The 20,851-nt window shown below is 73.2% G+C and carries 23 protein-coding genes; 5 read left to right on the plus strand and 18 right to left on the minus strand.

Annotated features, from left to right (window positions below; translation table 11 throughout):
• Positions 1-14: 14 nt before the first annotated feature.
• The 6 genes from R6Y94_RS15735 to R6Y94_RS15760 form a co-directional block, all read right to left on the minus strand.
• Positions 15-1,112: a CapA family protein gene (locus R6Y94_RS15735; RefSeq protein WP_318396595.1), complete on the minus strand. Its 1,098-nt coding sequence runs from the start codon at positions 1,110-1,112 to the stop codon at positions 15-17.
• Positions 1,113-1,211: 99 nt separating this feature from the next.
• On the minus strand, positions 1,212-1,838 hold the full coding sequence (locus R6Y94_RS15740) for a bifunctional 4-hydroxy-2-oxoglutarate aldolase/2-dehydro-3-deoxy-phosphogluconate aldolase (protein WP_318396596.1): 627 nt from the start codon (positions 1,836-1,838) through the stop codon (positions 1,212-1,214).
• Positions 1,835-2,587, minus strand: a complete 753-nt coding sequence (locus tag R6Y94_RS15745; protein ID WP_318396597.1) for an IclR family transcriptional regulator — start codon at positions 2,585-2,587, stop codon at positions 1,835-1,837. The genes R6Y94_RS15740 and R6Y94_RS15745 overlap by 4 nt, the downstream gene beginning before the upstream one ends.
• Before the next feature lie 16 nt (positions 2,588-2,603).
• The gene (locus R6Y94_RS15750) at positions 2,604-3,602 is read right to left on the minus strand and encodes a sugar kinase (RefSeq protein ID WP_318396598.1); all 999 of its coding nucleotides are present in this window, start codon (positions 3,600-3,602) and stop codon (positions 2,604-2,606) included.
• A gap of 195 nt (positions 3,603-3,797) precedes the next feature.
• Entirely contained in the window at positions 3,798-4,160 is a 363-nt protein-coding gene (locus R6Y94_RS15755; RefSeq protein ID WP_318396599.1) for a metalloregulator ArsR/SmtB family transcription factor, read from the minus strand.
• Between the two features lie 51 nt (positions 4,161-4,211).
• Complete coding sequence (locus tag R6Y94_RS15760) at positions 4,212-5,273, minus strand: DUF2332 domain-containing protein (RefSeq protein ID WP_318396600.1); 1,062 nt, start codon at positions 5,271-5,273, stop codon at positions 4,212-4,214.
• A 187-nt stretch (positions 5,274-5,460) separates the two neighbouring features.
• Between R6Y94_RS15760 and R6Y94_RS15765 the strand changes: the two genes are divergently transcribed.
• On the plus strand, positions 5,461-6,735 hold the full coding sequence (locus R6Y94_RS15765) for a multidrug effflux MFS transporter (protein WP_318396601.1): 1,275 nt from the start codon (positions 5,461-5,463) through the stop codon (positions 6,733-6,735).
• Between the two features lie 80 nt (positions 6,736-6,815).
• Here R6Y94_RS15765 and R6Y94_RS15770 read toward each other — a convergent pair whose 3' ends face one another.
• Positions 6,816-7,691, minus strand: a complete 876-nt coding sequence (locus tag R6Y94_RS15770; protein ID WP_318396693.1) for a pentapeptide repeat-containing protein — start codon at positions 7,689-7,691, stop codon at positions 6,816-6,818.
• Between the two features lie 301 nt (positions 7,692-7,992).
• On the opposite strand from R6Y94_RS15770, the gene R6Y94_RS15775 reads away from it, so the two are divergent.
• Positions 7,993-9,198, plus strand: coding sequence for an esterase-like activity of phytase family protein (locus R6Y94_RS15775; protein WP_318396602.1), 1,206 nt, complete (start codon positions 7,993-7,995; stop codon positions 9,196-9,198).
• A gap of 108 nt (positions 9,199-9,306) precedes the next feature.
• Here the strand turns inward: R6Y94_RS15775 and R6Y94_RS15780 are convergent, their stop codons facing one another.
• From R6Y94_RS15780 to R6Y94_RS15820, 9 genes are all read right to left on the minus strand, one after another.
• On the minus strand, positions 9,307-10,134 hold the full coding sequence (locus R6Y94_RS15780) for an ArsR/SmtB family transcription factor (protein WP_318396603.1): 828 nt from the start codon (positions 10,132-10,134) through the stop codon (positions 9,307-9,309).
• A 118-nt stretch (positions 10,135-10,252) separates the two neighbouring features.
• Positions 10,253-11,899, minus strand: a complete 1,647-nt coding sequence (gene ptsP / locus R6Y94_RS15785) for a phosphoenolpyruvate--protein phosphotransferase (RefSeq protein ID WP_318396604.1) — start codon at positions 11,897-11,899, stop codon at positions 10,253-10,255.
• Positions 11,892-12,176, minus strand: coding sequence for an HPr family phosphocarrier protein (locus R6Y94_RS15790; protein ID WP_107256135.1), 285 nt, complete (start codon positions 12,174-12,176; stop codon positions 11,892-11,894). The genes ptsP and R6Y94_RS15790 overlap by 8 nt, the downstream gene beginning before the upstream one ends.
• 15 nt (positions 12,177-12,191) lie before the next feature.
• Positions 12,192-13,232, minus strand: coding sequence for a zinc-dependent dehydrogenase (locus tag R6Y94_RS15795; protein ID WP_318396605.1), 1,041 nt, complete (start codon positions 13,230-13,232; stop codon positions 12,192-12,194).
• Positions 13,229-13,678, minus strand: coding sequence for a PTS sugar transporter subunit IIA (locus R6Y94_RS15800; RefSeq protein WP_318396694.1), 450 nt, complete (start codon positions 13,676-13,678; stop codon positions 13,229-13,231). Before R6Y94_RS15800 ends, R6Y94_RS15795 begins: the two co-directional genes overlap by 4 nt.
• Position 13,679: 1 nt before the next feature.
• Positions 13,680-13,988, minus strand: coding sequence for a PTS lactose transporter subunit IIB (locus R6Y94_RS15805; protein ID WP_203856323.1), 309 nt, complete (start codon positions 13,986-13,988; stop codon positions 13,680-13,682).
• Between the two features lie 33 nt (positions 13,989-14,021).
• Positions 14,022-15,197 carry a PTS mannitol transporter subunit IICB gene (locus R6Y94_RS15810; RefSeq protein WP_318396606.1) on the minus strand — a complete coding sequence of 392 codons (1,176 nt, stop codon included), beginning with the start codon at positions 15,195-15,197 and terminating at the stop codon, positions 14,022-14,024.
• Between the two features lie 126 nt (positions 15,198-15,323).
• Positions 15,324-16,268, minus strand: coding sequence for a 1-phosphofructokinase (gene pfkB, locus R6Y94_RS15815; RefSeq protein ID WP_318396607.1), 945 nt, complete (start codon positions 16,266-16,268; stop codon positions 15,324-15,326).
• Positions 16,265-17,026: a DeoR/GlpR family DNA-binding transcription regulator gene (locus tag R6Y94_RS15820; protein WP_318396608.1), complete on the minus strand. Its 762-nt coding sequence runs from the start codon at positions 17,024-17,026 to the stop codon at positions 16,265-16,267. Before R6Y94_RS15820 ends, pfkB begins: the two co-directional genes overlap by 4 nt.
• Before the next feature lie 485 nt (positions 17,027-17,511).
• Here R6Y94_RS15820 and R6Y94_RS15825 point away from each other — a divergent pair, with 485 nt between their 5' ends.
• From R6Y94_RS15825 to R6Y94_RS15835, 3 genes are all read left to right on the plus strand, one after another.
• Positions 17,512-17,982, plus strand: coding sequence for a ribonuclease domain-containing protein (locus R6Y94_RS15825; protein ID WP_318396609.1), 471 nt, complete (start codon positions 17,512-17,514; stop codon positions 17,980-17,982).
• A gap of 89 nt (positions 17,983-18,071) precedes the next feature.
• The gene (locus tag R6Y94_RS15830; protein WP_318396610.1) at positions 18,072-18,485 is read left to right on the plus strand and encodes a barstar family protein; all 414 of its coding nucleotides are present in this window, start codon (positions 18,072-18,074) and stop codon (positions 18,483-18,485) included.
• Positions 18,486-18,598: 113 nt separating this feature from the next.
• Complete coding sequence (locus R6Y94_RS15835; RefSeq protein WP_318396611.1) at positions 18,599-19,105, plus strand: DinB family protein; 507 nt, start codon at positions 18,599-18,601, stop codon at positions 19,103-19,105.
• Between the two features lie 50 nt (positions 19,106-19,155).
• Here the strand turns inward: R6Y94_RS15835 and R6Y94_RS15840 are convergent, their stop codons facing one another.
• Positions 19,156-19,773 (minus strand): TetR/AcrR family transcriptional regulator, encoded by a 618-nt coding sequence (locus R6Y94_RS15840; RefSeq protein ID WP_318396612.1) that lies wholly within the window; start codon positions 19,771-19,773, stop codon positions 19,156-19,158.
• Positions 19,766-20,566 (minus strand): SDR family oxidoreductase, encoded by an 801-nt coding sequence (locus R6Y94_RS15845; protein ID WP_318396613.1) that lies wholly within the window; start codon positions 20,564-20,566, stop codon positions 19,766-19,768. The genes R6Y94_RS15840 and R6Y94_RS15845 overlap by 8 nt, the downstream gene beginning before the upstream one ends.
• Positions 20,567-20,851 lie beyond the last annotated feature (285 nt).

Consider the following 20,851-nt stretch of genomic DNA (forward strand, 5'->3'; position numbering starts at 1 on the left):
TCCGTCGGTCGGGATCAGGATCGTTTCGCGGCGAGGCCGGAACAGCGCCTCGCCGCGGCGATCCGGTCCTCGATCCGCTCCCGGGCCGCGCCGGAGACGAGTACCGGCTGACCGGTCCGGGAGACCGTGGCGGGCAGGAACTCGTTGCGGATCACCGTACGGCCCCGGACGGTCAGCCGGAGCACTCCGGAGTCGGTGCTCTTCGAGTCGCCGTACCAGAGGAAGTTGCCGAGCCCGTAGTGCACGTACGTCCGGCCGAGCCAGCCGTCGGCGAGCAGGGTGTGCGCGTGCGTACCGAGCACGATGTCGGCCCCGGCCCGGGCCATCCGGCCGGCGAAGGTCTTCATCTCGCCGCTCGGACACCGGTTCCCCTCGATCCCCCAGTGCATGAAGACGACCACCAGATCGGCCTGCTCCCGGGCCGCCCGGACGGCGGCGGTGGCTCGGGCGGTGTCGAACGCCATCGCCACCCCGGGCCGGGTCGCGGTCGGCTTCCACTGCCCGGCCAGCTCGTGCACCTGCGACATGCCGAGTACGGCGATCCGCACCCCGCGCACCGTGGTCAGCCAGGGCGCGTACGCCGCGTCGGCGTCGCGGCCCGCACCGAAGACCGGGAAGTCCGCCTCCGCCGCCGCGTCGAGGGTGTCCGCCAGGCCCACCTGCCCGTAGTCCAGCACGTGGTTGTTGGCGACCGAGGCGGCGTCCACCCCGGCGGCCCGCAGCGCCGCGTAGGCGCCCTTCGGTGCCCGGAAGTGGAAACGCTTCGGCTGCGGGGTGCCCCGACCGGTCACCGCCGTCTCCAGGTTCAGCAGGGTCAGGTCGGCGTCCCGCAGGGTCGACGCGATCCGGCCGAACGCCGTCTCCGGCTCGTCGAGCAGCCGCAGCGTACGCCCGGTGAAGTGGACGTCACCGGCGAACGCCAGCCGCAGTTCGACCGGCCCGGCCGGGGTCGGTGCCGCCGCCGGGCCGGTCGGCGCCGGAGCGGGTGTGCTCGCCGAGGACCCGGGTGTCGCCGGACCGGTGTCCGGCTCCGCAGAGCATCCGGCCAGGACGGCCCCGGCCGTGACCGCCGCCAGCATCGCCCGCCACGCCCGCACCGCGCCGCCGCCCATCCGGCGAGGGTACGCGGCGACGCGCCGGCACGCCGCCCGGCGACCGGTCACGGACGGCGTGTCGACCTTCCCCCGCCCGGTCGACGCCCTCGCCCGGGGTTACCGGCGGACGAGCCGGCCGAGCAGGTCGAGTTGGCGGGAGTCCTGCAACGCGGAACCGACCGCCACCACCCGGGCACCGGCCGCGAGGAAGTCGTCGGCATTGTCGGCGTCCACGCCGCCGGTGGCGACGAACTTCACCGCCGGGAACGGGCCACGCTGGGCCCGCAGCCAACCGGTGCCGAGTTCGCTGGCCGGAAACGCCTTGAGCCAGGTGTGCCCGGTGCGCAGCGCCTGGCCGATCTCCGAGGAGGTGGCGACTCCGGGCAGGTGGGCGAGGCCGAGCCGGGAGCTCTCGGCGGCGATCTCCGGGTCGTACCCGGGGGCCACGGTGAAGGCCGCGCCGGCCTCGTACACCGTGTGCACCTGTTCCGGGGTGAGCACCGTGCCGGCGCCGACCGGCCGCTCCCGCTCCCGGCCGGCGGCGACGGCGGCGTGCAGCGAGGGCAACGCGTCCGGGCTCTGCACCGGTACCTCGACCACGTCGATGCCGGCGTCCCAGGCCCGCTGGCAGAGTTCGACGGTCCGGTCCGGGTCGAAGCCACGGAGGATCGCCATCACCGGCTGGCTGGCGAAGAGGCTGTCGAAGAAGGTCGTCGAGGGGTTGGGCACGGTCGCTCCGTTCATGATCGGTGTTCTCCGGTCCAGCCGAGGTCCCGGGAGATCGCGGCGCAGGTTCCGGTCAGCTCCGGCAGGTGTTCGCGGAGCCGCTCCAGCGGGGCCAGGGCGCGCAACGCGGTGATCGACACCGCGCCGGCCACCCGGCCCCGGGCGTCCCGGACCGGTACGGCGACGCAGCTCACGAAGTCCTCGAACTCGCCGTCGTCCTCGGCCCAGCCGCGCTCGGCGATCCGGGCCAGCTCGGCCCGGAACTCGGCCGGGTCGGTGATCGAGGTGTCGGTGTGCCGGGGGTACGTCAGCCGGGCCAGGAAACGTTCCCGGGCCGGCTCGTCGAGGTGGGCCAGGATCGCCTTGCCGACTCCCGAGGTGTGTGGGTCGACCGGCTGGCCGACCCGGGACCGCATCCGCAGCGCCCCGCGGCCATCCACCTTGGCCACGTAGACGATCTCGTCGTCGACGAGCTGGGCGAGGTGCACGGTGTGGCCGTACCGGTCGCCGAGCCGGACCAGGTGCGGGTGGGCGACCGGGTGCAGGTCGAGCTGTTCCACCGCGTGCTGCGCGATCGCCACCATCCGGAACCCGATCGTGTAGCGGCCGTCGACCGGGCGGGCGAACCCGCCCCGTTCGAGGGTCTGCACCAGCCGCAGCGCGGTCGACTTGTGCACACCGAGGTCGTCGGCGATCTCGCCGAGCGAGCGGGGCCGCTCGGCGAAGAGTTCGATGATGCGCAGTGCGCGCTCGACGGTCTGGGACATCGTCGTACTCCCCGGCTCAGGCCGGGCCGGTGGGCCGGTGCCAGTCGTCCGGCGTGATGCCCAGCACCGCGCAGATCATCGGCACCGGTGGCAGTTCGGCGAAGTCCGAGACGGAGCCGAGCGCGGCACCGGCGACCAGGTGCCCGAGCCTCAGCCGGGCGGCGGGGTCGAGGCCGCGCAGCGCACCGGAGAGCCAACCGGCGGCGAACGCGTCGCCGGCACCGACCGGCTCCACCACCTCGACCGGCCGGGCCGGCTCGCCGGTCACCCCGTCGGCGGAGAACGCGACCGCCTCCACCGCACCGTTCTTCACCACCAGGGTGCCGGGCCGGTCGACCAGGGCGCGGACGTCCTCCGGCTCCTTGACGTCCCAGAGCCGCGCCGCCTCGTCCAGCCCGACGAAGACCACGTCGGCGGCCTGGGCCAGCCGGAGCAGCTCGGTGGCGGCGGTGGAGAGGTCGGGCCAGAGCGCGGGCCGGTGGTTGACGTCGAAGGAGACCAGCCGCCGTCCCGCCGGTCGGGTGCTCATCAGCCGCTCGACCAGCCCGCGGCAGCTCTCCGAGAGCGCCGGGGTCACGCCGCTGAGGTGCAGTACGGCGGCCGGCACCGCGTCGACCCGGGCCGCGTACCCCGGATCCATACTGGCAGCGGCGGAACCGCGCCGGTAGTAGTAGACCTTCGTGCCGTCCGGGCCGGGGTCCTTGAGGTAGACGGCGGTCGGCCGGGCCGGGTCGACCTCGACCAGCGAGGTGTCCACCCCGGTCGCCCGGACCTGCCCGACGACCAGCTCGCCGAGCGGGCCGGCGCCGACCCGGCTGGCCCAGCCGGCCCGGTGGCCCAGCGCGGCGAGGAACATCGCGACGTTGGACTCGGCACCGCCGGCCCGGAGCACGAAGGTCGACTCGGCGTCCAGCCGCCCGCCGGGGGTCGGGGTCACCATCACCATCGTCTCGCCGACGCACACCGCGTCGAGCGCCGTCGCCGGCTCGGCGTCGGTCGTCGTTACCGGGCTCACCGCGCTCCCCTCCGTTGCATATGTTGCAACTGCCGCCTCATCATCTGCACCGACTGCTGAACCCAGGCTAGATCAGCGGCCGCGGCACCGCGACAGCCGGAGCGGGTGGAACGCCGCCGAGTGGCGAGTAACACTGCCCGGCTGGGCGCCCTGGTCGAGGAGATCCGCGGGGGTCGGGTGCTCGGCGGCACGGGTTCAGTCGTGGTCCGGTGCGCCGGTGAGGTGGTGGTCGGCGGCGTACAGCACCTCGGCGACGAGCCGCCGGACGTGGCCGCCCCGCGCCCGGTAGACCGCCCGCCGGCCGTCCCGCCGTACGCCGACCAGGCCGGCGAGCAGCAGCTTCGCCAGGTGCTGGGAGACCGCCGGCCGGGCCGCCCCGACGGCCAGGGCCAGGCTGCCCACGTCGTACTCGCCGTCGCGGAGCAGCCACAGCAGGCGGAGCCGGGTCGGCTCGGCCAGCATCCGCAGCGCGGTCACCGCCGTCTCGATCTGGGCGTCGGTGGGCAACTCCTGCCCGTTGCCGGCGGCCGGTGCCTCGTCGGGTGCGTACACGAGCACCTAGTCTGCTGTCGGCACACCGGCCGCGTCCACTTCGCCGCAGCCCCCGGGTCAGTCCGGCCGGCCCAGGGGGCCCAGCCAGCGCAGGTGACCGTCGACCCGGAGCAGCGGTACGACCACGCCGTCCGGACCGTGCATCGCCAGCTCGCCGCGCGGATCGGCGACGTGCCCGCCGTGCGGCGCGGACGGCGGCTCCTGCCAGACGTGGTAGAGCGGGCCGCCCTCCCCGATCGAGTCGATCGCGCGGTCGAAGGCCGCCCGCCGGCCGGCCGGAACGTGCATCCGGGTCGCCGCGTGGAACACCACCCGCGGCTCACCGGGCGGCAGGCCGCGGCCCAGTGCCGGGCAGACCTGCACCGCGTCACCGGCGACGACGGCGGGCGGCTCGGTCGCCACCACGTCGAGGGCGGCGTCGAGCAGCGTCGCCGCGTCCTGGTTCTCCGGCCAGACCAGCGCCCGCAGCCAACGCCGCGCGTGCGCGTCGGTGACGTCCACCGGATTCAGGTCCACCCCGGTCCGGCTGGCGATCGGCGGTACGTCGTCCAGGTCCGGCAGCGGCGTACGGCCCAGCCACCGGCTGTCCAGCGTGACCGTGGCGTCGACGGCTCCGAACACCCGGTCGCCGACGAGGTAGCGGTAGCGGTCGACGTAGAGGTGGATGCCGGCGCTCGACCCGACCTCGACCAGGTGCACCGGGCCGGCGCAGCGCTGCCCGATCGCCCAGAGCGCGTACCGCAGCGCGACCGCCCGGCGTACGACGTTGGTCTGCACCAGGCGGGTGCGGACGAGTTCGCCGAGTTCGGTCCGGTACCGGCGGCAGAAGTCGCGCAGCACCGGTCCGGCGTCCGCCGGCTCGGCGGCTGACGGGCCGACCAGCGACGGGTAGAAGTCGCGTAGCGGATGCCGTGCCCCGGCCAGCAGCAGGTAGTGTGCCGCCCCGAAGAACAGGTACGACGCCTGCTGTCCCGGCCGCCGGCCGGTCAGCAGTTCGAGAGTCGACCGGTCCCCCGCCACCACGGGGCAGAGCGCCCGGTAGAGCGGGGAGGTGGTGAAGGTCGCCGGCGCGGCGGCGAAGTGTTGCTCAAGTTCGTCGATTTCCCGCGCCGTCGCCATGTCCCTCGTTCCGCGATTCTGCCGGGTCCCGGACGTCGTACCAGTATCCGGCCCGTGACGGGCCGGCGGATGTGAGCTGAGGCACCGTTTGATCAAGCGGGAATGTGCCGGAGCGCCAGCGGTTGGAGGCAGGTGTGATCTTCGCTGTCCGCGTCCAGACCCACGACCACCCGCTGGGAAGGCTCTCATGACCGCCACCGCCACGCACGTCGAGGCGTCCGGGCCGCCCGCCACACCCGGCGACCTGATGACCGGGCGGGAACGGCTGCGGCTCGTCCTCGTACTCGGGTCGTTGATCGCGATCGGACCGTTGACGATCGACATGTACCTGCCGGCGCTGCCGGCGATCACCGCCGACTTCCGCACCGCCGAGGCAGCGGTGCAGCTGACCCTCACCGGCACCCTTGCCGGGCTCGCCGTCGGCCAACTGCTGATCGGCCCGTTCTCGGACGCGGTCGGCCGGCGGGTCCCGCTGCTCGCCGGCCTGGTGCTGCACGTCATCGCCTCCGTGCTCTGCGTCGTCGCCCCGAACATCGGGACGTTGGGCGTGCTGCGGGTGTTGCAGGGGCTCGGCACCGCCGCCGCCTCGGTGGTGGCGATGGCCGTGGTACGCGACCTGTTCAGCGGTACCGCCTTCGCCAAGATCTTCTCCCGGCTGATGCTGGTGATGGGCGCCGCCCCGGTGCTGGCACCCACCCTGGGCAGCGCGGTGCTGGGTTGGACCGACTGGCGCGGGGTCTTCGTCGCGCTGGCCGTGTTCGGGATCGTCCTGGTCGCCCTCGCGCTGTTCAAGCTGCCCGAGACGCTGCCGGTGCACCGGCGGCGCAGTGGCGGCGTACGCGGCACCGCCCGGGTCTACCGCTCACTGCTGCGGGACCGTACGTTCGTCGGGCTCGTCCTGGTCGCCGGGCTGGCGATGGCGGCGCTGTTCGCGTACGTCTCGGGCTCGTCCTTCGTCTTCCAGGAGGAGTACGGCCTCGACGAGCAGCAGTTCGGGATCGTCTTCGGCGCCGGCGCGGTGGGCCTGATCTCCGCCTCCCAGCTCAACGTCCGGCTGCTGCGCCGGTACGCCCCGCAGCGGATCCTGGTCACCGCGCTGACCGTCGGCGCGCTGGCCGGGTTCGCACTGCTCGCCTTCGCCGCGACCGGATTCGGTGGGCTTCCCACCGTGCTGGTGTCGCTCTGGGTGGTGCTCGCCGCGTCGGGCCTGGCCATGCCGAACGCACCGGCGCTGGCGTTGAGCCGGCACGGTGAGGCGGCCGGCACCGCGGCGGCGCTGCTCGGCGCGGTGCAGTTCGGCATCGGCGCGCTGCTGGCGCCGCTGGTCGGCGTGCTCGGCAACGGCAGCGTCGGGATGGGCCTGGTGATCGCCGGCGGCATGGTCGCCGCGCTGACCGTGCTCTTCCTGGTGGTCCGCCCGGCCCGCCTGGCCCCCGCCCCCGAGGTCGCCACCGCCCACTGACCCCTACCCCACCCCGCCCGCCAACCAGCGGATGTCGGTAGACCTTGACGACTTGTGGCAGCTCCCGCAACAACAAGTCGTCAAGATCGGTCGCGACCACGACCACGACCGCGACCGGCGTCGCGAGAGTCGGGGCGGGGGCGATGGTGGTGGGAGGGGGCGATGGTCAGGCGCCAGTGCGCCGGGTGACGCAGGGCCGGCGGCAGGCCGGTCCGGACGTCCCCGGCCGCCGCGTCGACCTGGGCCTGGGTGAGGAAGAGGCTGCCGGTCAGGTCGGCACCGCGCAGGTTGGCGCCGCGCAGGTCCGCCCCGGTCAGGTCGGCCAGGGTCAGGTCCACGCCGCGCAGGTCGGCCCCGATCAGGTACGCCCCGCGCAGGTTGGCGCCGGCCAGGTCGGCACGGCGCAGGTCGGCGCCGATCAGCTCGGCGCCCCGCCGGTCGGTCCCCTTCCGTCCGCCGCGGGACCGGATCTGCTCGCTGGCCCGCAGCAGCACCTCGTTGACGGTCCGGCGGTGGGTCGCGACGTCCAGGGCGACGAGCGAGGACGGCTCGCCGTCGGCCACCCGTTCGGTCGCGGCGAGGGCGGCGGCCAGCTCGGCGTGCAGCGGTTCGGCCGGGCGCAGCGCCAGGGCCTCGGTCAGATACCAGAGCAGTTCGTGGAGCTGCCGCATCACCGGGAACACCTCGAACATCCCCGCCGCGATCTCCGGGTCGACCCGCCAGTCCCGTCCCTGGTAGGTGACCTGGGCGACCTGCTGGCCGGCGCCGAAGCAGTCGAAGACCGTACATCCGGCGAAGCCGCGCTCCCGCAGGTCACGGTGGATGCCGCAGCGGTGGTCGGGCCGGAGGTTGGGGCAGGCCCGGCCGGCGGGCTTGTCGATGGCGAAGTCCGACGAGGCCGCGAAGGCCGGCACCACGCAGCACAGCCCGAAGCAGCGCTCGCAGTCGGCGCGCAGCTCACGCCGCCGCCCGGCCCCCGCGCCCGGCCGGGCGGCCGGACTGGTCGGGGCTGATGCGGGCTCGGAGGTGCCGGACACGATAGTTGATCTCCAATAAGCGGGCGGGTCGGCGGGCCCGTACGCCGTCCGGGCGGTCCCACCTCGTCGTTGAGCCGGGTAAAGGGTACCTACCGGGCAGCCGGGAGCGAGGACGTCGGGCGGCCGCCGGAGCGTTTCGGTAATGAGTGCCTGGTGGACAGCCCGCATTAACCGGCTGCACCTAGCCTCCCCAGCGAGTTCCGCTACGAAAGAAGGACCGATGGGAACAATGAAGCGGGTCGGCATGGGTGCCGTGGTGGCCGCCCTGGCGATCACCGTGCCCGGGGTGGCCTTCGCCACCGACCGGAGCACCTGGGACCGCGCCGAGTTGCTGAAGTTCGCCGCGCTGCCGGCCGAGACCTTCGTGCCGGGCAGTGAGCCGTCCGGATCCCTGCTCGGCGGTACGCCCAGCAACGGCGTCGTCCCACCCTTCGCCGACCAGCCGGTGCAGGGCTTCAGCGGCGTACTGCGCAACAGCGACGGCAGCTTCGACGTGCTCTCGGACAACGGGTTCGGCAACAGGGGCAACAGCGCGGACTTCCTGCTCCGGATCCAGCGGGTCGGCCCGGACTTCGGCTCCGGCACCGTCGACGTGCTCGGCGGGATCACCCTGACCGACCCGGACGGCAAGGTGCCGTTTCCGCTGACCCGCCCCGACCGGGTACTCACCGGCGCCGACTTCGACGTCGAGTCGATCAGCCGGACCGCCGACGGGACGTACTGGATCGGCGACGAGTTCGGGCCGTGGCTGCTGCACTTCGACCGGGCCGGCCGGCTGCTCTCGGCTCCGGTGGCGCTGCCCGGGGTCTTCGCGCCGGAGAACCCGACCCGGGGCGAGACCCCGGCCAACCTGAACAGCAGCAAGGGTTTCGAGGGCATGGCACAGTCCCCGGACGGGCGTACCCTCTATCCGCTGCTGGAGGGCACCGTCGCCGGTGACCCGGCCGGCACGCTGCGGCTGCACGAGTTCGACATCGCCGCGAACGCGTACACCGGGCGGCGCTGGACCTACCTGCTGGATGCGCCGGGCAACGCGATCGGCGACGCGATCGCGGTCGACAAGGACCGGTTCCTGATCATCGAGCGGGACAACGGCGAGGGGGCGACGGCCAAGGTCAAGAAGATCTACCTGGCCGACCGGCGGGACCGTAACCGCGACGGCCAGCTCGACAAGACGCTGGTCGCCGACCTGATGGACATCGCCAACCCGAAGCGGGTGGGTGGCTTCGGCCGGACCTTCACGTTCCCGTTCCAGACCATCGAGGATGTGGTGATCCTCGACGACCGCACCATCGCGGTGCTCAACGACAACAACTTCCCGTTCTCCAACGGCCGGGTGCCGGGGCAGCCGGACGACAACGAGTTCATCGTGCTCAAGCTCGACCACGAGCTGGACGCCGACAAGCGGGCGCTGCGCCGGCACTGAGACCGCGCCGGTCCGCCGCCGTCCGGTGGCGCGGGCGGGTGCCGTGCGTGGACCGCGTACGGCACCTCGCGCCGCCCGGCGGCGGGCCGGGCCACCGGCCGGGCGGGCTCAGCCGGCGGCCGGGGTGGCGGGCTCGGGCTCGCCCTGCGGCAGCGGCTCGCCGGTCTCCAGCAGTGTCTTGAGGCTGGAGAGCAGCTCCGGCCAGCCCTCGCTGACGCTGTCGAGCACCGAACTGCCCGGCGGGAAACCCTCGTGTAAGACGGTCAGCCGCACCGCCCCGCCCCAAGGCTCGATCTCGAAGGTCACCCTGCTGCGCGGCTCCTCGGCCAGCTTGGCCACCTCGGCCGGATCCATCTCGTACGCCGTGGCGAACTCCGGGCCGAAGTCGTGCCAGGCGTACGACAGCCGGCGGTAGGGCTCGGCCTCCAGCACCACCTGCTCCGGGCCGGTGATCCGTACGCCGTTGTGCACCCAGACCATCTCCGAGCCGACCTGCCAGTCGGTCTCGAAGGTGATCCCCCAGTACCGGCTGGTGAAGGCGGGATCGGTCAGCGCCTGCCAGAGTCGTTCCGGGGTCGTGTCGATGTGGCTCGTGTAGACGAATTCGCGCTCGCCCATGGGTTCCTGCTCCAATGCCCTCTTGAGGTCGGCGAGTGCGTGCACCCGCCCCCGGTCGTACCGGTTGATCCAGCGGTCCGCGATGGCGTTGATCGGCTCGGCGTTGAGGTAGTGCAACTTCTCCCGGCCACGCCAGAGCGTGGTGACCAGGTTGGCCGCCTCCAGCACCGCGAGGTGCTTGCTGACCGACTGCCGGGTCATCGCAAGCCCCGCGCACAGTTCCCGGAGGCTCTGCCCGTTACGGGTGTTCAAGCTGTCCAGCAGCCGTCGGCGGCTGCCGTCGGCGAGTGCCTTGAACACCTCGTCCATCTTCGCCATCCCGTGGAACACGCAGCCAACTGGTTGCCTGGAACAATAGGCAGCCATTCGGCTGCATGTCAACTTGCCCGGCCGGTTCGCGCGTCAGGCAATGTCGCGGCCCAGCAGACTTCGCGGGTCAGGCGACCGCTTTGCGGGCCCGCTCCGGGTCGTCGGCATCCAGCGCAAGCCGGGCCAGCCGGGCACAGTCGGCGTGGCTACGCCCGGCGAGTGCGGCCCGCACCGGGGCCAGCGAGCGTCCCGACATCGACAGGCTGGTCATCCCGAGGCCCACCAGAACCGGGGCGAGCAGCGGATCGGCCGCCGCCTCGCCGCAGACCCCGACCGGCTTGCCGACGGCACGCCCGGCGGCACCCACCTCGGAGATCAACCGCAGCAGGGCCGGCTGCCACGGATCCAGCAACTCGGCCAGCAGACCGGACTGCCGGTCGGCGGCGAAGGTGTACTGGCTCAGGTCGTTGGTGCCGATGCTCAGGAAGTCGACGACCTCCAGCAGCTGACCGGCGCGCAGAGCCGCCGCCGGTACCTCGACCATCACCCCGGCCTTCGGCAGTCCGGCCGCGTGCACCGCGTCGGCGAACTCGGCCGCCTCGGCCCGGGTGGCCACCATCGGCGCCATCACCCAGACCTCCGCCCCCGTCTGCTCGGCCGCCCGGGCGATCGCCGCCAACTGGGTCCGCAGCAGCTCCGGGCGCTGCCGGACCAGCCGCAGCCCGCGTACCCCGAGCGCCGGGTTCGGCTCCTCGGCCTGGTGCAGGAACGGCAGCGGCTTGTCGGCACCGGCGTCCAGGGTGCGGATCACCACCCGGCGCCCGGCCAGTGCCGCGAAGACCTCCCGGTACGCCTCGGCCTGCTCGTCCAAGGACGGTTCCCGGCTCCGGTCGAGGAAGAGCAGTTCGGTGCGGAACAGCCCGACCCCCTCGGCGCCGCCCGCCGCCGCCAGGTCCCGGGCCGAGCCGATGTTGGCCAGCAGGGCGACCGGGTGCCCGTCCGAGGTACGCCCCGGGCCGGAGACCGCCGCCACGGCCGTCCGGTGCTCCCGGTCGGCCGTCTCGGCGGCGACCACCTCCGCCGGGTCCACGTCCACCCGGACCAGCCCGGTCGCACCGTCGACCAGCACCGTCGTGCCGTCGGCGAGGTCCCGGGCGCCAGGGCAGGCGACCACGGCCGGCAGCCCGAGCGCGCGGGCCAGGATCGCGGTGTGGCTGGTCGGGCCGCCGGACTCGGTGACCAGCGCGACCACCTGTTCCGGGTCCAGGTCGACGGTGTCGGCCGGGGCCAGGTCCCAGGCGGTGAGCACGTACCGGTGCCCCGGCGAGGGCACCCCGGGCATCGGCCGGCCGAGGCAGACCGCCACCGCCCGGTCGCGCAGGTCGTCCAGGTCGGCGACCCGCTCGGCCAGGTATCCGCCGGCCGCCTCGAACGCGGCGCGGTGGGTGGCGAAGGCCGCGTCGATGGCGTGCGGCCCGTCCGACCCGGCCAGCACCTTCTCGCGTACGGCGTCGAGCAGCACCGGATCCTCGGCCATCATCGCCTGCGCCCGGAGTACGTCGACCAGGGTCTTCTCCCCGGACCGCTCGGCCCGACGGTTCAGCTCGGCAACCACCTCGCGCAGTGCCGCCACCGCCCGGTCGGCCTCGGCCGCCGGATCGGTCACCGGGGCGGGTGCGGGCAGCGCCGGCACCCCGGCGACCCGGAGCACCGGCCCACCGGCGACCCCCGGGCTGACCCCGATGCCATGCAGTGAACCCGCCGGCTCAGGCATCGGCCGGCTCCTCCGCGTCCAGGTCCCGGGCGAGCAGCTCGGCGAGACCGTCCAGGGCCGCCTCGGCGCCCTCGCCGTCGGCCTCCAACACCACCTCGGTGCCCTGCTTGGCGCCGAGCGAGAGCACCGAGAGCATGCTGTTCGCCGGCACCGCCCGCTTCTCGCCCGTCCGGATGGTCACCGGGACCGGTGCGGCCCCGGCCGCCGCGACGAAGAGTGCCGCCGGGCGGGCGTGCAGGCCGCTGGCGGAGCCGACCGTCACCGTACGCGTAGCCATGATGGCCTCCCTCTCTCAGGGTTCGATCGTGACCTTGATGGCCTCGCCCCGGGCGACCACGCCGAAGGCGTCGATGGCCCGCTCCAGCGGAAGCCGGTGGGTGATCAGGTCGGAGACCGGCACCGAACCGGTGGCGATCAGACGCAGCGCCTCGGCATTGTGCGCCGGGCTGGAGCCGTTGGCGCCGACGATGGTCAACTCGCGGTAGTGCACCAGGTTGGAGTCGAGCGAGATGATCGGGTTGTCCTTGGGCAGGCCGCCGAAGAAGCTGATCCGGCCCTGCCGGGCAGCCATCTGCACCGCCTGCTCCTGGGCCGCGCCCGAGGCCGCCGCCGTGATGACCACGTCGGCGCCGCGTCCGTCGGTCAGCTTCAGCACCTCGTCCACGGGGTCGACCTCGGCGCCGCAGATCGCCGCGTCCGGACGCACCAGTGCGGCCGCCAGCTCCAGGCGCTCCCGGTTCAGCTCGACCAGGAAGACCCGGGCGGCGCCCCGGGCCCGGGCCAGCCGGACGTGCAGGCAGCCGATCGGCCCCGAGCCGACCACCACCACGTCGTCGCCGGGGCCGACCCGCGCCAGCTCCTGCCCGTTGAGTACGCAGGCCAGCGGCTCGGCCACCGACGCCTCGGCGAACCCGACCCCGTCCGAAATCCGGTTCAGCCCCTCCACCGCCAGCACCTTCGCCGGGACGACCAGGTATTGCGCGAAGCCGCCCTCGTAGTGGTAGCCCATCGACTCCTGGTTGGGGCAGACGGTCATCCGGCCCCGCCGGCACTCGGCGCAGGTGCCGCACGGGATCGCCGCGATCACCTGTACCCGGTCTCCGGCCGCCCAGCCGGTGACCTCGGATCCGGTCTGCACCACCTCGCCGGCGATCTCGTGCCCCATCACGCGGGGCGGGTGGATGTGGTGGTGCCCGAACTTCGAGATCTTCACGTCGGTGCCGCAGGTGGAGCAGTTGCGTACCCGGATCTTGACGTCGCCCGGGCCCGGGGTGGGCTCGGGGACGTCTTCGATGCGTACGTCACCGGGGGCGTGGAATCGAACGGACTTCATGGGTTGCTGTCCTCCCGTGCCGGCGTGAGCAGGGCCAGCACGTCTTCGGGGTCGGTGGCCTCGCGCAGCGCGCGGGCCCGGTCGGGGTCGAGCAGGATCTCGGCGAGGCTGGCCAGCAGCTCGACGTGGCCGTTGCCGCGGGCGGCTATCGCCACGCAGACGGTGACCGGCTGGCCGCCCCAGTCGACTCCGGCCGGAAACCGGAGCACCGCCAGCGCGTCCCGGTGCACCAGGTCCTTGCCGGCGAGCGTGCCGTGCGGGATCGCCACCTCCTCGCCGACGTAGGTGGAGACGGAGCGTTCCCGGGCAAGCATGGTCTGCACGTACTCCGGGTGGACCGCGTCGATGTCGACCAGGGCCTCGCCGCAGCGGCGGATCGCCTCGTCACGGTCGGCGGCCACCTCGGTCAGCCGGATCGCCCGCCGGTCGAGCAGGTCTCCGGTCAGCTCAGCCACTGACCTCACCACCGGACTCGATCGCCTTGACCACGGCGGTCACCGCCGGGTCGCCGAGGAAGACCTGGAACGGCACGACGATCTTGTCAGGGGCGGCGGCCCGGGCCCGGGCGGCCAGCCCGTTGTGCGTGATCACCACGTCGGCGTCGCCCGGGATCGAGTTGACCGGGGTGTGCTCCACCGTGACCGAGTACTTCTTGAGCTGCTTGCGAAGTTGGCTGGCGAGCATGACGCTGCTGCCCATCCCTGCGTCGCAGGCGACCACGACCTTGTGGATGTCCTTACCGTTGATGCTGCCCATGGCGGTGCCCCTCTCGTTCGTACGGTGGTCCGGTCAGCTCTCGGCGGTGGCGGACCGGGCCACGGCCGGGCTGGTCTCGCGGTCCCGGCCCTCGGTGGTGGGTTGGGCCGGCGTCGGGTCCTCGGTCTCGCCGCCGCTGACCTCGTCGGCCTTCGGCTCACCGTTGAGCTTGCCGAAGCCGAGCAGCGCCGAGGCGACCACGAAGGAGACTGCGGTGGCGACCAGCACGCCGAGCACCATGCCGAACCAGCCGCCGCGCGGGGTGACCGCCGCGTAGGCGAAGATGCTGCCCGGCGAGGGGGTGGCGACCAGACCGGCGCCGGTGATCATGAAGGTGCCGACTCCGGCGGCGCCACCGGCGATGGTGGCGAGGATCAGGCGCGGCTTCATCAGCACGTACGGGAAGTAGATCTCGTGGATGCCGCCGAGGAAGTGGATGATGCCGGCCGCCGGCACGCTCGGCCGCAGCGAGCGCGGCCCGAAGAGGAAGAACGCGAGCAGCAGGCCGAGGCCCGGGCCGGGGTTCGACTCGATCATGAACAGGATCGACTTGCCGGTCTCCTGTGCCTGCGCCACCGCCAGCGGCGACAGTACGCCGTGGTTGATCGCGTTGTTCAGGAAGAGCACCTTGGCCGGCTCCACCAGTACGGACGCGGCCGGCAGCAGGTTCTGCCCGATCAGCCAGTCCACTCCGCTACCGGCCCAGTCGCTGAGCCGGCCCACCACCGGGCCGGCCAGCCAGACGCCGAACAACGCCATGCCGCCACCGACGATGCCGGCGGAGAAGTTGTCGACCAGCATCTCGAAGCCGGGCCGGATCCGGTCCTCGACCAGTCGGTCGAAGAGCTTGATCAGGTAGGCGGCGGCCGGCCCGATGATCATCGCGCCGAGGAACATCGGGATGTCGGCGCCGACGATCATGCCGACGGTGGCCACCGCGCCGACCACCGCGCCGCGCTGGCCGTGCACGATCCGGCCGCCGGTGTAACCGATCAGGATCGGCAGCAGGCTGAAGATCATCGGATCGACCAGTTTGGCCAGGTCCTCGTTGGGCAGCCAGCCGGTCGGGATGAAAAGCGCCGTGATCAGGCCCCAGGCGATGAACGCACCGATGTTGGGCATGACCATTCCGGCCAGGTGACCGCCGATCCGCTGGACCTGGGCTTTGAAGCCGCTGCCCTGGACCTCCGGGGTGTACGACACGGCCATGAGGGGGACTCCTTCGCAGAGGTTGGCCCGCGTTACCGAACGCGGCCCGGTTCGGATGTCATGCCGTCGGCTCCGGGGGTCGGCCGACGTCCGGGATGCTGTCGCTGTGTTGCTGGCATGACCGGCTCACCCCTGCGGCAGCAGCGGCCGGACCAGGTCCGGTCGGGGGTGGAGTCGGACGGTGTTCCGGACCAGGTCGCCGGGGCCGGGCATCCGGCTGCCGGGCAGGATGACCGCGGCGGCGCCCCAGGCGAGCCCTTCGGCGAGGGCGTCCGGGCCGCGCGCGCCGGCCGCCAGGAACCCGGCCAGCAGCGCGTCGCCGGCCCCGACCGTGCTCTTCGGCTGCACCACCGGCGACTCCCCGGTGACCACGCCCGCCGCGTCGACCAGCACCGCGCCGTCGGCGCCGAGGCTGGCCAGCACGGCGCCGGCGCCCCAGCTCCGGAGCCGGGCGGCGGCGTCGACCACGTCGCCGAGGGACCGCAGCGGGGCGCCGACCGCCTCGGCCAACTCCTCCCGGTTCGGCTTGACCAGCGCCACGCCGGCCTCGGCGGCAGCCCGCAGCGCCGGCCCGCTGGTGTCGACCGCCAGCCGCACCCCGGCATCGACCAGCCGGGCACAGAGGTCGCCGAAGGCCGCCACCGGCAGCCCCGGCGGCATGCTGCCGCAGGCCACCACCCAGTCGGCCGAGCCGGCCGCCGCCAGCACCGCCCTGGTGACCTCGGCGAACTCCGGCCCGGTCAGGACCGGGCCGGACTCGTTGATTTTGGTTACCGTGCCGTCCGGCTCGGCGAGGGTGATGTTCGACCGGGTACGGCCGGCGATCGGCACCACCAGCAGTTCGACGCCCTCGCCCTCCAGCAGCCGGACGAGCTGGGCCCCCTCCTCGCCACCGACCGGCAGCACGGCGCGGGACGGCACCCCGTTGGCCAGCAGGGCCCGGGAGACGTTGACACCCTTGCCGCCCGGGTCGAGGTGTGCGGAGGAGGCCCGGATCACCTCGCCCCGGACCAGCAGGTCGATCTCCATCGCCCGGTCCAGGCTGGGGTTGAGCGTGACGGTGAGGATCATGCCCGCACCACCCGTACGCCGGCCGCCTCGACGTCGTCGGCCAGTTCCTCGTCGACTCCGTTGTCCGTGATCAGCAGGTCGAGGTCGGCCAGGGTGCCGAACCGGGCCAGGTAGTCGTTGCCGATCTTGGTGTGGTCGGCGAGCAGTACCACCCGGCGGGCGGCACCGATCATCGCCCGCTTCACCGCCGCCTCGGCCGGATCCGGGGTGGTCATCCCCCGCTCGACCGAGCAGCCGTTGGTACCCATGAAGGCGACGTCGACGTAGAGCTCGGCGAGCGGGCGCAGCGCCCAGTCATCCACTGTGGCCAATGTCTTGCCGCGCAACCGGCCGCCGAGCAGCAGCACCGTGAGGTTGGGCTTAATTCCGAGTGCAGAGGCCAGCACCGGAGAGTTGACCACCACGGTCAGTTCCCGGTCGGAGGGCAGCAGGTGCGCCAGCCGGGCGGTGGTGGTGCCGGCGTCGAGGATGACGGCACCCTCGTCAGGCAGCTCGGCCAGCGCCGCCTTGGCGATCCGCTCCTTCTCGGTGATGAGTACGGCGTCCCGGGCGGCGAGTGCGGGCTCGAAGCCGATCCGCTCGACCGGGATCGCCCCGCCGTGCACCCGGCGAAGCACGCCGGCCCGCTCCAGCACGGTCAGGTCCCGGCGGATCGTCTCCGCGGTCACGTTCATGCCCTCGGCCAGCGCCATCACGTCGACCCGGCCCGCCTCGCGGGCCAGACGCAGGATCTCCTGCTGACGTTCCTCGGCGTACATCTGTTGGATCTCCCGCCCGGTTGCTTTTGCTTACCTTCTGTTTACGCCCGTTCCTGTGGGGAGTCAACATCCGGTCGTAACAGTTTGGTCATCTGCTCGCCGCACCAGAGCTTCATCCAGGACATTCCGCCCGCGCCGGCATCGGCTTCCTTCCGTGCCGCTGCCCAGTTGACTGCGTTGCGGGCTGCCTGAGCAACGCCGGAACCAAACCGACAGGGATCTCCGTTTGTGTGGTTTCGCTGAGCCATGTCCGGGCCGGAACCGGCCACCGCCCGGTCCGGTGGCCGGAGCGCACCGGACCGTCCCCGACCCGATCCCGACGGGAGGCGCAGTGATCGTCGGCAGGGAGCGCAGTGATCGTCGGTGGGAACAGCCGGTGGCGCATCGATTAACTTCACCGCCGGCCCCTACCGGCGGGGACCTCGGCTGTCGAGGATGGAGCTGACCCGCACACCCCGCGGGCTCCGTCCGAACTGGAGGACACCTTGGCCGTATCCGCCGCTCCCCGCTGGACCGTCCGTCCCGTCCCGGCCACCCCGGCCCGGGCCCACCGGTTCCTGACCAGCTTCGCCGTGCTGGTCACCCTGGTCGCCGGCCTGCTGGTCGGACCGGCCGTGGTCGCACCGACCCAGACCGGCTCCGCGTCGGCCGCCGTCTACAGCTCGTGCACCATGGCGCGCTGTGCGGACGCCCGGACCGCCCGCAGCGGCTGGGCGAGCCGGGGCTTCCCCACCACCCGCAACTGGTACTCGTGGAGCGGCGGGCTCTACAACTACGCCGGTGGCCAGCACTTCAACCGCGAGGGCCAGTTGCCGGCCAACGCCACCTACTACGAGTACGACGTCTACCCGCGCAACCGCGGTGCGGCCCGGGACGCGTACCGGATCGTGGTGAACAAGGCGACCGGGGCGACCTGGTTCACCCCGAACCACTACACGGACTTCTACCGGCTCTGACGACCGCACCGGACGCCCGGCCTCGGCGTACCGTCGCCCTGGCAGCAGCAGCCATCCGGTCGGGAGGCCGGACCGACCGAGGGACCACCATGCCCGACCAGTCCGACCCGGTAGTTCCGTCCTGGCTGAGGGTGTCGGCCGACCCACCGGCCCGGGACTCCGCCGTGCTCGCCGGGGCCGGAAGCCGTACCCGGGCCGCCCTGTTCACCGAGTGGGCGGCCCGGCTGGACTTTCCGGACTACTTCGGTCGGAACTGGGACGCCTTCGAGGAGTGCCTCACCGACCTCGTCGCGGAGCGGCCCCGGACGCTGGTGGTGACGGACGCGGCGGAACTGCTCGCCGACGAGCCACCGGAGCAGTTCGGCATCCTGCTCGGCGTACTCGGCACGGTCGCGGCCGGTGCGGCCGACCCGACCGCCGGGCCGGCGTTGCGGGTGCTCCTGCACCCCGGTCCGGCCGGTCCCGACGCGCTCCGCCGCCGGATCGGCGCCGCGCTCAGCTGATCGGGCGGGCGTGGGTGGGGGGCGACTTCCCACGATTCCGGTCCGCCGACTATCCGTGACTCCGGTCCGGCGACGACGGGGTCGTGTCACACCCGGCGCCTAGCATCCGGACCATGCGCGACGACCGTTTCCAGCTCCCGGCCGACGCCGACGAGCGGACCGTCCTGACCTGCTTCCTCGACTGGCACCGGGAGGCGCTGGTCCGCACCTGCGCCGGGCTCTCCGACGAACAGCTCCGGCGGCGCGCGGTCCCCTCCTCCAATCTGACCCTGCTCGGCCTGGTGCGGCACCTGGCCGGCGTCGAGCGATGGTATTTCCAGGCGGTGGTCGCCGGGAACTTCCCGGGCAGTCTCTACACGGCGACCGATGACGACGACGAGGACTTCAACGACCTCGACTCCGCCACCGGCGAGACCGCGTTCGCGATCTGGCGGGCCGAGGTCGCGCAGTCCCGCCAGATCGCCGCCGAGCGTCCGCTGGAGGCGCTGGGCACCCACCCGGTCACCGCTCAGGCACTCTCGCTCCGCTGGGTGCTCAACCACATGATCGACGAGTACGCCCGGCACAACGGCCACGCCGACCTGATCCGGGAGGCCATCGACGGGCAGGTCGGCGAGTAGCGGCATGGCCGGGCAGTGTCTTCCGGGCGGTTGCGCCGCGGCCGGCTCGGTCAGCGCGATCCCGGGTCGGCCAGCAGCGCGGCGACGGTGCGGGCCATCACCGCCCGGGCCTGGTGCACGCCCAGCCCGAGCCCGTCGCGCAGCATCGACCAGCTCGGCCACATGCTGCTGGCCACCAGCGCGTGCACGAGTTGCTCCCGGCCGGCGCCGGCCCGGTCGAGTTCGTCGGCGAACAACTCCTCGACCTCGGCGCGGACCCGGTCGACGTGCCTGAGGCGGTTGCGGCGCAACGCGGCGGAGACCGGCTCCCGCAGCTGCGCGGCCCGGGCGGCAGGCGCGATCAACTGGAGCAGTCGGGCCCGCTGCCGGCAGTACGCCTCGACCCGCTCGGCCAGCGGCAGCGCCCGGGAGATCGGCCGGTGGGCCGCGTCCTGCTGCCGGAGTACCTGCTCGCCGCTGGCCTCGAAAAGGGTCTCCATGTCCTTGAAATTGGTCCAGAGTGTCCGCAGCGACACCCCGGCCCGCTCGGCGATCCGCTCACCCGTCGGCCGGAGGTCGCCCTCGCCGATCAGCGCAAGGTGCGCCTCGACGATCGCCGCCCGGGAGCGTTCCGCCCGCGCGTTGCGCCCGTCGCCCCGATCCGCCGCCGGTGAAGCCCGGTCAGTCATCGGCCAGCCGTTCGAGGTCGCGCTGCACCCGGTTCATCCCGTGCAGCCAGCGGTCCGGGTCGGCGGCCCGCCGGGTGTAGTAGGTCGCCACCTCCGGATGCGGCAGCACCAGGAACCGGTCGTCGGCGAGTGCCGCCACCACCAGCTCGGCGACCTGCTCGGGGGTGACCGCCCCGGCGGCGAGCATTGCGGCGCCGGGCCCTTCGCCCCGCTCCAGCATCGGAGTGCGGACCCCTTGCGGGCAGAGCGCCTGCACGACGATGCCCCGGTGGGCGTAGCTCGCCCGCAGCCACTCGGCGAAGGCCACCGCCGCGTGCTTGGTGACCGAGTACGGGGCGGCGCCGAGCAGGGTGAGCAGACCCGCCGCCGAGGCGGTGACGAGGAGCCGGCCACGCCCGGCCGCCAGCCAGTCGGGCAGCAGTTCGCGGGCGGCGTACACCTGGGACATGGTGTTGACCCGCCAGGCGTGCTCCCAGGTCTGGTCGGCGGCGTCCAGCCCGCCGGTGCCGGGCACTCCGGCGTTGGCGCAGAACAGGTCGATCCGGCCGAACCGGTTCCGGGCGTACCGGACCAGCGCGGCCACCGCGGCGGGGTCGGCCATGTCGGCGGGAAATACCCCGCCGCCGATCCGGGCCGCGACCGCCCGGGCAGCGTCGGCGTCGAGGTCGTTGACCAGCACCCGAGCGCCCTCCGCGGCGAACCGGGTGGCCAGCGCCGCGCCGATGCCGGAACCCGCCCCGGTCACCACCACGGCCGCGCCGGGCAGGACGAAGCCGGGACTTTCTGCATTCACGATGCAGATACTACCCCGACCCCGCCGCGCCGCGGCAGTTCCCGGCGCTGAACGGCTGCCCCGAAGCCGGTCGCTGCGCTGAAGGCTGGGCCCGGCAGGAAGGCTGCCGGTCGCTGCGCTGAACGGTCGGCCCGGGAGCCGATCGGTGCGCCGGCCACCGGGCGGACCGTTCCGCCGCCGGTCGGTTCGGCGCCGCGGCGCCGCCGCACGATGGCGCCACCGGGCAACGAGAAAGACCGCCCGGCGGGCGGTGGCCGGCCGGGATCCGCCGGTCGCCGCATCGCC

The sequence above is a fragment of the Plantactinospora sp. KLBMP9567 genome (assembly GCF_033446045.1).
GTDB lineage: Bacteria > Actinomycetota > Actinomycetes > Mycobacteriales > Micromonosporaceae > Plantactinospora.